The sequence below is a fragment of the Myroides pelagicus genome, assembly GCF_009711055.1.
Taxonomy (GTDB): domain Bacteria; phylum Bacteroidota; class Bacteroidia; order Flavobacteriales; family Flavobacteriaceae; genus Flavobacterium; species Flavobacterium pelagicum.
Genome location: NZ_WMJY01000016.1, coordinates 12,664 through 27,085 on the forward strand (window position 1 = coordinate 12,664; position 14,422 = coordinate 27,085).

Sequence of the window (14,422 nt, forward strand, 5' to 3'; positions counted from 1 at the left end):
ACTGCTTACAAAAAGCGTAATTTTAGCCAATTAATTAAGTGTGATATGAGTAAAAAAGAGCTGTTGAATGCTTCGCCTCAATGTCAGGTGAGAATAGTAGCGATAAAGGATACAATGAGTCTACTTTCTGGCAAATGGAAGGTATATATCTTAGGAACACTCATGCATGGTGGAAAGATGCGCTTTATGGATCTCAAGCGAGAAGTAGAAGGGATTGGCACGAAGATGCTTTCTAAAGAACTTCAAGATCTAGAAGCTAATCACTTGATTAAACGTACAGTATTAAACACAAAGCCAATTTCGGTAGAATACGAGCTGACCGAATACGGACAGACTTTGGAGAAAGTAATCAAAGAGATTATGGACTGGGGACAACAATATCGCCAAACCATTTATAAAAAATAGCTATCGGATTGTGAGATCAAGCAGACAATCAATAACACCAGAATACAGACCATGGATAATACAATAGATTTTGACAATTTGGACAGACCAATCCTCTTGCAGTTTTACGCAGATTGGTGCGCGCCATGTCGTACGCAGACCGGGGTAGTTAATCATATCAAGGCTGATATAGAGGAGTATGTAGACTTGCGTATGGTCAATTTAGACAAGGATCGCGAGTGGGTAGAGGAGTTCTATATACGCAGTGTGCCTACGCTTATTTTGCTTAACAAACAGGGGGATATCTACTGGCGTCAGAGCGGTGTGACCCCTCCTCAGCTAATTGTGAAGTACGTCATGGAGGTCAGCGAATTAAACACTATTGAGTAGGTGATAGTGGCATCGCTTTTTTTCGAATAAACATAAAAACAGCCCCCAAGGTATATGATTCTTTGGGGGCTGATGTATTTAGAAGGATTGCATAATCTCTGCAAACAATGCAATGCTTTTTACGCGATCATCAGTATGATAAATAGGCGTTGTAATCATGACCTCATCAGGCTCGACGATGGTAAAGAAATTTTGAAGCTCTTGCTTGACTGTTTCTTTGTCGCCGATGAAAGATAAAGACGTTTTTTGCAAAACATGGTATTCTTCAACCTCCGACCATAGCCCTTGCATAGAATCACAAGGAGGTTGCATAGGCTTTCGATCATTTCGAATAATTCCCAAAAACATTTGATAGAAAGAAGTAGCCAAGCGAAAAGATTCTTCCAAACTATCAGATACGATGGCATTGACACAAGGCATAAAATAAGGTTTGTCCAAATGCTCAGAAGCCACAAAGTTTTTGCGGTAAATATTGGCAGCTTGCATGATCTGTTCTGGGGCAAAGTGACTTGCAAATGCATACGGAAGACCTAATTCGGCAGCTAAGTAGGCACTATCTGTACTAGAACCCAGTATCCACATCGGTACCTTCGCTCCCTCGCCAGGAAAGGCTCTTACCTTAGCCTGATCATCACCTCTAAAGTAACGTTTGAGCTCTTCTATTTGTTGAGGAAAATGATTGACTGCATGCATGTCATTTCTGCGCAGAGCCATGGCTGTTGCTTGATCAGTACCAGGAGCTCTACCGAGTCCTAAGTCAATGCGATCAGGATATAGGGCATCTAAGGTACCAAACTGCTCAGCGATGACTAATGAGGCGTGATTTGGCAGCATGATCCCACCAGAGCCTACACGTATGGTATTAGTTCCACCCGCCACATAGCCGATAAGTACAGCTGTAGCAGACGAAGCAATATGCGGCATATTGTGATGCTCGGCAAACCACAAACGCGTAAAACCTACTTTTTCGGCTTTTTGTGCTACTTTTAGAACATCTTGTAAAGTTGCTGTTGTGCTCTTGTCTTGGCCTATGATTGCTAAGTCTAAGAAAGAGTAGGGTATTTGTGTTTTCATAATATTTATGGCTTTCGTTCTTAGAAGGAAAGTTACTGATTATTTGAAAGAGCAATGTTTAAAGAAATGATAAAAGATAGTAAAAGGAGGTAAAGGGGAGTAAATCGAAAAAATATCCTTTTAGTTTTTTTTCTGATTAAAGCAACTAATTAGACCCAGTAGAAGAAAAAGTCTAAAGGGAATTCTTGTGGTACTATAGCCTACTTCATAAAAAACTAGACTAAGGGCTTGAAAGAAGAATCAAAAGAACTGCTTTTGGGTTCCTGTTTGGTTTTGCTCTTGTTCGTAACTTGTTTCATTAAAAGGCTCTTTTTCGCAACAAATAGAGAGACTAGTGTACTGAATGGATTGCCTATTTTTTAACTTCATGAATATCTAAATACTTTACTATTATCTTAATCCCTAAATAAGTTGGAGAAATATTTCAAATTATTGTACCTTTATCGAGTATCATATAACAAACATTTCAATTCCTAAATGGTATGATTAGTTGTGAATTGCTTTCAAATTATTGTAACTTTATCGTGTAATCACACAACTGGCAATCTATTAGCAATCTTAGGGGTTTGGTTGTGAATTGCTTTCAAATTATTGTAACTTTATCGTGTAATCACACAACGGGAATAATCTATTTATACAAGCATTAGATGTTGTGGTTGTGAATTGCTTTCAAATTATTGTAACTTTATCGTGTAATCACACAACTTTTCGAATTTTCACAGTCTGTCAACCACTGTTGTGAATTGCTTTCAAATTATTGTAACTTTATCGTGTAATCACACAACAAGGAAGCATCACATAAAACCAACCCCATTGTTGTGAATTGCTTTCAAATTATTGTAACTTTATCGTGTAATCACACAACACTTATGTTAAAACATCAAAGAGGTTATTAGTTGTGAATTGCTTTCAAATTATTGTAACTTTATCGTGTAATCACACAACTAATAATTTTAATAAGAAGGTTTAAGCATGGTTGTGAATTGCTTTCAAATTATTGTAACTTTATCGTGTAATCACACAACTCATGCTGCTATATCTTAACTACTGGTAATGTTGTGAATTGCTTTCAAATTATTGTAACTTTATCGTGTAATCACACAACAAAACGTATTACATTTTCGCTACGCTTCATGTTGTGAATTGCTTTCAAATTATTGTAACTTTATCGTGTAATCACACAACCCACCGGCATTACCGGTTCCCTTTTCAATGGTTGTGAATTGCTTTCAAATTATTGTAACTTTATCGTGTAATCACACAACACTCTATCACTTTGATAGCTACATCTAAAGGTTGTGAATTGCTTTCAAATTATTGTAACTTTATCGTGTAATCACACAACAACAGAATAGTAGGTATGCCAGATGTTACAGTTGTGAATTGCTTTCAAATTATTGTAACTTTATCGTGTAATCACACAACTCATTGAGAACGAATACACGGTGATTGGAGGTTGTGAATTGCTTTCAAATTATTGTAACTTTATCGTGTAATCACACAACTGTTGAACTAAACCACCCTACAGTTGAACCGTTGTGAATTGCTTTCAAATTATTGTAACTTTATCGTGTAATCACACAACCATCGCTATAATCTACATAGTTATTTAAAGGTTGTGAATTGCTTTCAAATTATTGTAACTTTATCGTGTAATCACACAACAGCTATATTAGCAGGTACAACAAACGAAGTGTTGTGAATTGCTTTCAAATTATTGTAACTTTATCGTGTAATCACACAACCAGAAACACTTCTTACCAATGAAGTGGGTAGTTGTGAATTGCTTTCAAATTATTGTAACTTTATCGTGTAATCACACAACGGAGTGATAACTCGGTTACTTTACTATCGGGTTGTGAATTGCTTTCAAATTATTGTAACTTTATCGTGTAATCACACAACTCAGGATATGACTAAATCCATTAATGGTATGTTGTGAATTGCTTTCAAATTATTGTAACTTTATCGTGTAATCACACAACGACTTACGTTATCTTGTGTAAAATCAATAAGTTGTGAATTGCTTTCAAATTATTGTAACTTTATCGTGTAATCACACAACAATGTGCTTGGGTTTGTCTACATTAAAGATGTTGTGAATTGCTTTCAAATTATTGTAACTTTATCGTGTAATCACACAACGTTCCGACAAAGTATTATACACAAGTAAATGTTGTGAATTGCTTTCAAATTATTGTAACTTTATCGTGTAATCACACAACAAAATATGGAAGGAATGTTTTGGAATAACTGTTGTGAATTGCTTTCAAATTATTGTAACTTTATCGTGTAATCACACAACAAAAAGTTATCAGAAAAAGCAGTAATACCGGTTGTGAATTGCTTTCAAATTATTGTAACTTTATCGTGTAATCACACAACATAACTATTAAAAATAATAATAATACATATGTTGTGAATTGCTTTCAAATTATTGTAACTTTATCGTGTAATCACACAACGAGGAAGATAATGTATATGATGTTAAGGGCGTTGTGAATTGCTTTCAAATTATTGTAACTTTATCGTGTAATCACACAACCTCCAAAGGCTTTCTTCATTGCCTAAGCGAGTTGTGAATTGCTTTCAAATTATTGTAACTTTATCGTGTAATCACACAACAAATAATCAAAAAAGATTTGTTTGTTAATCGTTGTGAATTGCTTTCAAATTATTGTAACTTTATCGTGTAATCACACAACACCATACCCCTATTATACACATAAAGGAATGTTGTGAATTGCTTTCAAATTATTGTAACTTTATCGTGTAATCACACAACAAAATATGGAAAGAATGCTTTGGGATAACTGTTGTGAATTGCTTTCAAATTATTGTAACTTTATCGTGTAATCACACAACCACTCTCCATCTTCCATTATCTCAATACCTGTTGTGAATTGCTTTCAAATTATTGTAACTTTATCGTGTAATCACACAACTACTTACGCTGTTGTAGATCGTGCGAGCGCGTTGTGAATTGCTTTCAAATTATTGTAACTTTATCGTGTAATCACACAACTAAAACAGGAGGGGTACATGGTACTTTTCTGTTGTGAATTGCTTTCAAATTATTGTAACTTTATCGTGTAATCACACAACCCCTAATAACTCAGATAATACTCTTGTAATGTTGTGAATTGCTTTCAAATTATTGTAACTTTATCGTGTAATCACACAACAAACAACTCATTTTTTAACATTTATATAGTGTTGTGAATTGCTTTCAAATTATTGTAACTTTATCGTGTAATCACACAACTAATAAAAAGCATGAGTCATTTTAGTTTAAGTTGTGAATTGCTTTCAAATTATTGTAACTTTATCGTGTAATCACACAACTTCACGAGTTATCAAATGAGTATATAGCGTGTTGTGAATTGCTTTCAAATTATTGTAACTTTATCGTGTAATCACACAACGAAGTAAAAAATCAATAGAAAAACTATTTAGTTGTGAATTGCTTTCAAATTATTGTAACTTTATCGTGTAATCACACAACTAGTATTAGAATCTAACACTAGTATATCGTGTTGTGAATTGCTTTCAAATTATTGTAACTTTATCGTGTAATCACACAACAAATGTACAGACAATAACGAGTGTGTGTATGTTGTGAATTGCTTTCAAATTATTGTAACTTTATCGTGTAATCACACAACTTTTGTTGCTGTTAAGTTACGTAAAAAATCGTTGTGAATTGCTTTCAAATTATTGTAACTTTATCGTGTAATCACACAACACAAGGCAATCACACAAACCCTATAGTTGGGTTGTGAATTGCTTTCAAATTATTGTAACTTTATCGTGTAATCACACAACTGAAATTGCAAACCAATGGAACAGCTTATAGTTGTGAATTGCTTTCAAATTATTGTAACTTTATCGTGTAATCACACAACTTGTTTGTTAATTTATTTATTACGTTATACGTTGTGAATTGCTTTCAAATTATTGTAACTTTATCGTGTAATCACACAACCTTTAGCCTGCCTTACCATTTGGTGCCTTAGTTGTGAATTGCTTTCAAATTATTGTAACTTTATCGTGTAATCACACAACTTTTTAGGATGGGATAAACAAGACTTGCAAGTTGTGAATTGCTTTCAAATTATTGTAACTTTATCGTGTAATCACACAACCTAATTTACGCCCATCCTTAACCGCTTCCGGTTGTGAATTGCTTTCAAATTATTGTAACTTTATCGTGTAATCACACAACTAAAAAAATAATTATTGTTTATTGTAACTAGTTGTGAATTGCTTTCAAATTATTGTAACTTTATCGTGTAATCACACAACCGTTATTACTTCGTCTATCGTTATCATTTGGTTGTGAATTGCTTTCAAATTATTGTAACTTTATCGTGTAATCACACAACGATGCGAGTATAAATACTCATCACAATAAAGTTGTGAATTGCTTTCAAATTATTGTAACTTTATCGTGTAATCACACAACCTCATGTTAAAGTCTATTATAATAGTGCTTTAGAGTGGATTATACGATAATAAAAAACAAAAAAATGCTATATCTCTAAAGAGAATTATAGCATTTTTTTGTTTCTATTAAAAGAGTTCTAATTGCTGTGGCATAATCGGTAAGTCCGTTTCTTTTTTTGCAAAGAAGAGTTCCATTTGTCCAAATTGCTTATCAGTAATGCATAATATACCTACTTTTCCTTCTTTTGGTAGCTGTCTTTTCGTTCGTTTAATATGGACTTCTGCGTTTTCTTTACTGGGGCAATGCCTTAAGTAAATACTAAACTGAAACATGTTGAATCCATCGTCTATTAACGATTTTCTAAATTTTGTTGCCGCCGAACGCTGTCGCTTGGTCTCTGTTGGTAAATCAAAAAATACTAGTACCCACATGATTCTATATGCATTATATCTACTGAAACTCATTTGATCATTGGATAATGTATAACTCTACTTTCTCCTGTAAAGCATTTGTACAAAGAACTTGTCGTAATGCTTAGTGCTGTCATTAAAGGGCGTGTAAGACCATTAATGTAAACGTCTTTTGTGGCAATTTGTAGTAAATGTGCTTTTGCTTCTTTGGTAATTTCTAATGGATTAAGAGGATTATTAATCCAGTGTATGACTAATTCATCCACATAAGGGCGATAAGGTTCCATTAAATCATCAGCAAGGCAGTAGGCATTGTATTTATTGCGGTGAAAGATACCTATAGTAGGGTGAAGGCCACTACATACAATAGCCCTTGCAACCATACTTCTAAGAATGGCATAACCGAAATTGAGAAAATTATTAGGGGAGCTACCTTTTCGTTCTCGCGTAAAGTTTTCAAAGAGTTGGCTCCAATAATACTGTGCGGCTATCCCTTCCATGTTTGTACTATCTCCCGACTTTACATCATTGAGGTATTTAAGCATTGGGGCAACTATTAAGCCTTGTTTACATAATACTTCTTTTTGTTGATATATTTTAGCCTCAACCGTTTGTTTCCACAACTGTTTTCTTAAGGGTTCTGAGGTGTTTATTTGTTGTTTTAATCGTTCTGAATGCTCAATATGACCACTAATGGGTAACATTAACCCTAAGGGTAAATGCGATTCATCACAACTGATAATAGCTACATTATGCTGCTGTAGATATTGTATAACGGGGTGTGATATTGTTATTTGCGGATGGTCTAATACTAAGAAGCCTATATCTTCAATAGGAATACTTCCTTTTGTATCTCCTGTTAAAGCATCGTCAATCTTAAGTTGACGATGCGATAATTTTAAATAGGAGGGATTACCAATATAGATAGTTCTTTTGAGCATAGTATTAATTTAGGTTAATATTCGCCTATATGTATGATTTCTCCAAGATGGTTAGTTCGTACTTTTAGTATGTTACGTAGTTTTTCAGGAGTTTGAACAAAATAATAATTTTTTTCAGCCAGTGCTTTTTTGCTTTTTAGAGTTTCACCATCAATAGCTTTTGTTTCTAAATGATGAGTAAACATATAATTTTTTGTAGATATTTTTTGTACCCTAAACAAATACTTACTAATTGTGTGGTAGTTATTTTTATCAAATAAGTCAATTTCATTTGGATTAAACTCATCAGAAGCAAACAAGAATAATTCATTCTGCTTCATTGAGAATAAAAACTTCCAACCTAAATGTTGATTATATGTTTTGTCAATAATCGGCAACTGTTGATTAACTCTACTTACTGCCTCAAATAGCGAAACAACACTTTCTTGAAGGTTACCTTTTTCATCTTCATATATTGCTACATGGTGGTTATTTCCGGTGTTAATGAAATCTACGGGGATTTCACGCCCTTTATTGTCTAAAATAGGCTTTCCTAAATGGTCTTTTTTAGTGTGTAATGGTAAAGCATTTTTGACACCAGATATTGTTACACGCTTTATAGTTATTCCTTTTTCTTTATTTAGCCATATAGGGTTTCGGTCTAAATCAGCGAATGCTAATTTATAGTTATTATCATAAGCTTTTAGTCTTTGTTGTAAGATTCGCTTTACCCCCTCATCAATCACTTTGTCTATTTTTAAGTCTGGAGAAATTTCCTTGCGTATTGTATAATTGTCTTCTAGCCAAACTAATTTAACTTTTTCTGGAATAGTAATATTCTTTTCTAAGTTTACATAAATAGGAGATTTAGCAAGAGCATTTTTTCCTCCAAAAGCCTTTTTCGGATCATTATTGTTCTCTTCTAATCGTTTTAATAATAGTTTTTTATAAGTTGGATTACTTACTAATTGTATAGTTTCTATGCCAAATTTAGGTCCTACTTTTTCTTCTTTAGAAGCGTATTGACGTATTTTACCATATACCGTTTCTTTGTGTAATTGCCCTCTAGGAGTTAGTGTTTGTTGTCCAATCTTTCGCCCTGCTATTTTATTAACATTTCTGGTTACAACCTTATTTTTAGCTTTATGAGAAACTAAAACACTTTCTAAGTGCTGTTTAGCAACTTGTCTAAAGTTTGGAATAGGTTCTTTAAACACTCTTTTTATATTCCCTAAATCATCTTTTACAATGTGAGTCTCTTTTGTTTCAATAGCAATGATATTACTATGTTTTTCAGTGTTTTCATTTTTTCTAGCATTAAGATTATTTAGATATTGAATGTGATTGTGTTTAGTAAAAGCAACAGTCAAAGCATCCATAGCGTGATGGCGATGATCATTTCTTTTTGTCCAATCTATTATAACTTCCTTTTTATTACCATCTTTCATCTCGATAAACTCTGTAAGGCTTGCATCTCGATATTTTGGAATATTTAGCTCCTTCATCACATTAATTAGCCCCCAATCGTCACGTAAACGATCTGTTATTCTACCTGAAGTAGAAACTACTCGTCTTGTTATATCGAACAACATTGACTTAGCCTTTTTCGCAATGTATTGAGTGTCTCTTAAATCTCTCTCTATAAAGCCCTCTCCAATTTCATTTTCCCGCATTAAAAGTTTTTTATACTTGCTTCTAGAAATACCTTCTGATTGTCCAAGGTTAAATAAGTCAGTAACTCTTTGCTCAAAGTCATTTGCTTTTTCTTTACCATATTCGGTAAGAATAAAATCATATGCTGTTTGATTGCCTTTTTTTAGGTTTATATTTCGACGCACTAATGTTTTATTGGAAAAACTATCATCAAATAGTTTGGATTGGGGTATGATGTGTTCAATATCATATTCTTTAGTGAAAATATCTTTACGTTCGATGTATTCATTGGTGTATAAATCTTTATACCCAGTGTTTTTTAATTCTTGATATAATTTATATCTAATAATGTCATTTCGGCTAGGGTTCTTAATTCCATCTTCTTTTTGTAGAATCTTGATAATCTTTTCATGATCTGTTTTTCCTTTATTAATAGAGTTTGTGAATTCTTCACGTTCTTTAGCGTTCTTCTTTAGTTCACGTGCTAATTCTATTCTAATTTCATCGAATTGGAAGTTAGGTTTTTTGCCTTCTGCAATTAGTTTATTGTTTTCAGAATCAATTAATGTATTAATTACATTAATCATTTGATTTAGTATCTTTTCTACAACAGGATTTCTTAGGCTATTTTTAGCTAATAAGTCTAATTTATTCTTTAGCTCTCTATTCTCAATTTCTTCTTTGGTAAGAGAGTGTTTGGAATGTCTATATCCTGCTAAATTACAAGCATCACTATATTTATTGTCTTTAATAAAAGGAAATATTTTTCTAATAGCTCTTGTTGATAAATTACCGTAGTCATCCTGAAATAAGATATTACCCAATCGTTTGGCTTGTGCTAAAGTAAAGCTGAATTTGTTCTGTAACTGTGTATATAGTCTCTCTAAGCCAGTTGGTGAGTCATCTTCTTCATAAGAATAAAGAAGGTGCCATAACTGGTAAGATTGTTGTTTCTCAAAGGTTTTATCTTCTAACAAAGCATTAAACTCTAAGATAGTAGTGTCTATACCTAAATCTTTAAAAATTGTGTAAATCATCTCTTTGATTTGAGATGCATCGACATCTAAATCAGTTAATTCTATATCATCTTTGTTTAGTTTTATTTTTAACTCATTTCTCACATCATATCCTTCATCATCGATGATATCAAGATATGCATTGTATAACACCTTATTAGTGTTGTTTCCCTCTAATTCTGAATAGTTTAATTCCCATTTTTTAGGTTTACTTTCTATTAGTTTTAGAACTTGGGTACTTGTTAACTTTCCTTTCAAGTTTAGTTCTTCAAATAAATGAACCTTCTGTTCTTCTGCTAAATAACAAGTTTCATTAGTCTCTTTATTTCTTAAAGTTACGTTGTGTAATTGTTGCCATATTTTAAATTCTTGGAACAAAGGTGAAGATTTAGGAATGACACGGTTACCAACTATTTTTACTTTTCCATTAATAAGTTTTTGTGTTTGTTCAAATTCACAAAAACTTATTAATCCCTTCTGTGATTTTAGTTTTCTTTGATAAAAAATGATGGTATCCCTTATATCTTTTTTGAGTACAGAAGTTAGTTGAGTTGGATAGTACTTAGATTGGGTATTCCATATTGTTTCAAATTCATCTAAGTAATCTTGTCTATAAAAAACTTGACTTTTAAGACGGGTGTGAGGGTTTTCTTGTAGCTGCTTATATAAGTATTGACCTACAGTCCATTTATTGAAGTATAATATCTTACTACGATCACTTATAGCTCCTAAATACCCAGATGAATTATGTATTTGTCCATTGATTTCAGCAATAACAAAGGCTACTTCTTCTTTTGTTAGTTGTTTACTTAAAGCTTCAACACGCCATTGGTAACTTTGTGTTTTTTTCTCCTCTCTTGTTCCTTTGTTTTCAGCAGTATTAAAGTTATAGGTAACCCAGAATAGGGCAGAGGTTGCTCTTGAACCTTTGTTCTTTATGTTATCTTTAAAAGCTTTTGTAAGTATATCAGGATAAAACTTTTGTTGAAATGACCATATTAAATCAAGTTCTTCATTTAAATCGGAACGATAATAATCTGGTAATTTCTTTATACCTTTTTGAAGTAATTCAAGAGATAATTGACCAGGTGTTAACTGTTCGTGGTAAAGTTTTTTAGCAATAGCCATACCGTCAATTAATTGACCATCTTCCGTATTATTAACTTTACGACTGCTCTTATACCCTCGTTTTTTATTAATCATTAAAAGTACACGTGATAATTCTTCTAAGGATATTTGTTCAGAGGCAGCTTTATTTCTTAATCGAAAGGTTTCAAATGTAGATTGGTTCCCAATTTCAGTTAAAATAGAAGCTTCACTTATCCAATTGTTCTCCGTAAGAATTTTTGTTAGATGCTCTCTTCTTAATTTGTATCGCTGTAGATTGCGACGTGCAGAACGTGATTCTGTTCTTGTAGCATTAGTAGTGATAGGTTTACCTTTTTCAAAGTTGATTTGTTCGTCAACGGTTAAGGGATTTACTCGAACGCCCAGTTTTTGTATTGAAGAGGTTTCTTTTTCATTTTCAGCTTCATGTACGTAAGCCCAGCCTATTGACGTTGTCCCTAAGTCTAAACCAAGTATTTTTTTCATAATTGCTAATTTTTGTCAGTAAAATATTGAATACTATATAATATTACAATAAATTATTTGAATAATTATACTTTTATATTGTAAAAAAGATTATATATTTGTAACACAATAATGAAAGCAATTCACAATAAGGATTATTCCGTTGTGAAAACATTTAGTGCCTCGACTATCTTCGGGGCAAACCTTTAAAATTATTAACATTCAAAATACAAAGACACCCTTCGGTGTCTTTTTTGTTAATAGACCTTTTATTATCAAAAGTGATTTGTTCCTTTTCATGAACTTTTCTTCTTCGATTTTATAATAAGGCTAAAAGAGCCTTTTTCCCTTCTTTTTTTAGTTGTAAATAGCGTTTAAATGACGAAGTATATTGTCCTTTTTATTAAAACGAAACAGCGAGTTAGCACTTGTTATACTTTGGGTTGCTAAAATTTTAATAGAGTATTAGGTTTGTTTGAATGTTAGTATTTTTTAGTTTGTTGTCTTTGGTGTTGATTTTTTTATGTTTTATAACGAGTAAGTTTGAATAATGTAAGTTGTTTGTGATTAATCTTTGAATTTTTATTGATAAAAAAGATGAGTAATGTTTGTAGGTGTTAAAACTATTTTTAACTTTGATCTATACAAAAGAAAGAAATGAGAAATTTAGTTAGCATTCTAGTGGTCCTAATTATTGTGATTGTGATTAACACATTTGCACGGGAGCCGCTATGCTAATTTTTGTTTTTATATAGAGATACAGTATTACTAAAGCCTCCCGATATCGGGAGGCTTTTTTTGTACCCAATAGTCTAGTAATACCTAATTAATCAAGCAATAACAACCAATTAAAAAATAAATACAATGAATAACCTAAACAAGTACAGTCGGGTAATTACACAAGATGTAACACAGCCAGCCGCACAGGCGATGCTCTACGGAATAGGGCTTAGCGAAGAGGACTTGACAAAGGCGCAAGTTGGAATTGTCAGTATGGGCTATGAAGGCAATACGTGTAATATGCACTTGAATGACTTGGCAAAATACGTCAAACAGGGTGTTAGTCAGTGTGATATGGTCGGTCTGATCTTCAATACTATTGGTGTGAGTGATGGTATTTCTAACGGGACAGAAGGAATGAAATACTCACTAGTGTCTCGTGATATTATTGCTGATTCGATTGAGACAGTGGTTAATGCTCAGTGGTATGATTCGGTGATAGCTATTCCGGGTTGTGACAAGAATATGCCTGGAGCGATTATCGCCATGGGACGACTAAATAGACCAGCAATAATGGTGTATGGGGGAACAATCCATTCGGGGAAGTACAAGGGTGAATCACTAAATATTGTGTCTGCTTTTGAAGCATTGGGCAAGAAGTTTAGCAATCAGATTTCACAAGAAGATTACAAAGGTGTGATTAAACATGCTTGTCCTGGTGCTGGTGCTTGTGGAGGAATGTACACAGCTAATACGATGGCTTCTGCTATTGAGGCATTGGGTATGAGTTTACCACATAGTTCTTCCTATCCCGCATTGAGTCAAGAGAAAAAACAGGAGTGTATAGATGCAGGAGCCGCTCTTTATCATTTGTTAGAAAAGGACATAAAGCCCAGAGATATTATGACTCGTGAAGCTTTTGAAAATGCGATGACGATGGTTATTGCTTTAGGAGGATCAACCAATGCTGTACTTCACTTAATCGCCATGGCTCATGCAGTTGATGTTAGAATTACGCTAAAAGATTTTCAAGCGATAAGTGATCGTGTACCCGTTATTGCTGATCTAAAGCCGAGTGGAAAGTACTTGATGGAAGATTTACACAGGATTGGTGGTGTTCCAGCGATTATGAAGTATTTACTAGGTAAAGGACTTTTACACGGAGACTGTCTAACAGTAACGGGAAAGACTGTTTCTGAAAATTTAAAACAGGCAGAGGACTTACTAGCGGGACAGGAAGTAATCTTAGGTTTAGATAAACCAATCAAAAGCAGTGGACACTTACAGTTTCTCTATGGCAATTTAGCTACTAAAGGTAGTGTAGCGAAGATCAGTGGTAAGGAAGGTACGTTTTTTCAAGGAGCGGCTAGAGTATATGACGATGAATATGCCGTGATCGCAAGTGTTTCAGCTGGTGAGGTACAGGCCGGTGAGGTAATTGTGATTCGTTACTGTGGACCAAAAGGAGGGCCTGGAATGCCTGAAATGTTGAAACCGACTTCTGCTATTATGGGAGCTGGCTTAGGTAGAAGTGTTGCGCTGATTACTGATGGTCGATTCTCTGGTGGAACTCACGGTTTTGTTGTTGGACACATTACTCCAGAGGCGTATGATGGAGGAGTGATTGGCTTAGTAGAAAATGGAGATCAGATTTTAATTGACGTGGAAAAGCGCAAGTTAGAATTATTGGTCAGTGATGAGAAGTTAGCACAGCGCCGTGCGAAATGGAAAAGACCAGAATTGAAGTTTACCAAAGGGATATTATATAAATATTTAAAGAGTGTTTCTGATGCTTCAGAAGGCTGTATTACTGATAAAGAGGATTAAATAAAAGAT

At 33.6% G+C, this 14,422-nt stretch carries 7 protein-coding genes and 1 CRISPR repeat array; of the genes, 3 read left to right on the top strand and 4 right to left on the bottom strand.

Annotated features, from left to right (window positions below):
- Positions 1-45 precede the first annotated feature (45 nt).
- Together GJV77_RS08295 and GJV77_RS08300 are read left to right on the top strand one after the other, a co-directional pair.
- The gene (locus tag GJV77_RS08295; RefSeq protein WP_155035907.1) at positions 46-405 is read left to right on the top strand and encodes a winged helix-turn-helix transcriptional regulator; all 360 of its coding nucleotides are present in this window, start codon (positions 46-48) and stop codon (positions 403-405) included.
- Between the two features lie 51 nt (positions 406-456).
- Positions 457-774, top strand: a complete 318-nt coding sequence (locus GJV77_RS08300) for a thioredoxin family protein (RefSeq protein ID WP_155035908.1) — start codon at positions 457-459, stop codon at positions 772-774.
- Positions 775-852: 78 nt separating this feature from the next.
- On the opposite strand, the gene GJV77_RS08305 is transcribed toward GJV77_RS08300, so the two are convergent.
- From GJV77_RS08305 to cas9, 4 genes are all read right to left on the bottom strand, one after another.
- Complete coding sequence (locus GJV77_RS08305; protein ID WP_155035909.1) at positions 853-1,848, bottom strand: LLM class flavin-dependent oxidoreductase; 996 nt, start codon at positions 1,846-1,848, stop codon at positions 853-855.
- Between the two features lie 489 nt (positions 1,849-2,337).
- Positions 2,338-6,313: a CRISPR direct-repeat array (repeat unit 50 nt; unit sequence GTTGTGAATTGCTTTCAAATTATTGTAACTTTATCGTGTAATCACACAAC).
- 107 nt (positions 6,314-6,420) lie between these two features.
- Positions 6,421-6,759: a CRISPR-associated endonuclease Cas2 gene (gene cas2, locus GJV77_RS08310; protein WP_155035910.1), complete on the bottom strand. Its 339-nt coding sequence runs from the start codon at positions 6,757-6,759 to the stop codon at positions 6,421-6,423.
- Positions 6,756-7,646 (bottom strand): type II CRISPR-associated endonuclease Cas1, encoded by an 891-nt coding sequence (gene cas1 / locus GJV77_RS08315; protein WP_155035911.1) that lies wholly within the window; start codon positions 7,644-7,646, stop codon positions 6,756-6,758. The genes cas2 and cas1 overlap by 4 nt, the downstream gene beginning before the upstream one ends.
- 14 nt (positions 7,647-7,660) lie before the next feature.
- Entirely contained in the window at positions 7,661-11,887 is a 4,227-nt protein-coding gene (cas9, locus tag GJV77_RS08320) for a type II CRISPR RNA-guided endonuclease Cas9 (RefSeq protein WP_155035912.1), read from the bottom strand.
- Positions 11,888-12,730: 843 nt separating this feature from the next.
- On the opposite strand from cas9, the gene ilvD reads away from it, so the two are divergent.
- Complete coding sequence (ilvD, locus tag GJV77_RS08325) at positions 12,731-14,413, top strand: dihydroxy-acid dehydratase (RefSeq protein WP_155035913.1); 1,683 nt, start codon at positions 12,731-12,733, stop codon at positions 14,411-14,413.
- The last annotated feature ends 9 nt before the right edge of the window (positions 14,414-14,422 follow it).

What these genes read in the sequence shown, in the direction of transcription:
- GJV77_RS08295 (WP_155035907.1), top strand. Translation starts at nt 46, where the DNA reads ATGAGTAAAAAAGAGCTGTTGAATGCTTCGCCTCAATGTCAGGTGAGA.
- GJV77_RS08300 (WP_155035908.1), top strand. Translation starts at nt 457, where the DNA reads ATGGATAATACAATAGATTTTGACAATTTGGACAGACCAATCCTCTTG.
- GJV77_RS08305 (WP_155035909.1), bottom strand. Translation starts at nt 1,848, where the DNA reads ATGAAAACACAAATACCCTACTCTTTCTTAGACTTAGCAATCATAGGC.
- cas2 (WP_155035910.1), bottom strand. Translation starts at nt 6,759, where the DNA reads ATGAGTTTCAGTAGATATAATGCATATAGAATCATGTGGGTACTAGTA.
- cas1 (WP_155035911.1), bottom strand. Translation starts at nt 7,646, where the DNA reads ATGCTCAAAAGAACTATCTATATTGGTAATCCCTCCTATTTAAAATTA.
- cas9 (WP_155035912.1), bottom strand. Translation starts at nt 11,887, where the DNA reads ATGAAAAAAATACTTGGTTTAGACTTAGGGACAACGTCAATAGGCTGG.
- ilvD (WP_155035913.1), top strand. Translation starts at nt 12,731, where the DNA reads ATGAATAACCTAAACAAGTACAGTCGGGTAATTACACAAGATGTAACA.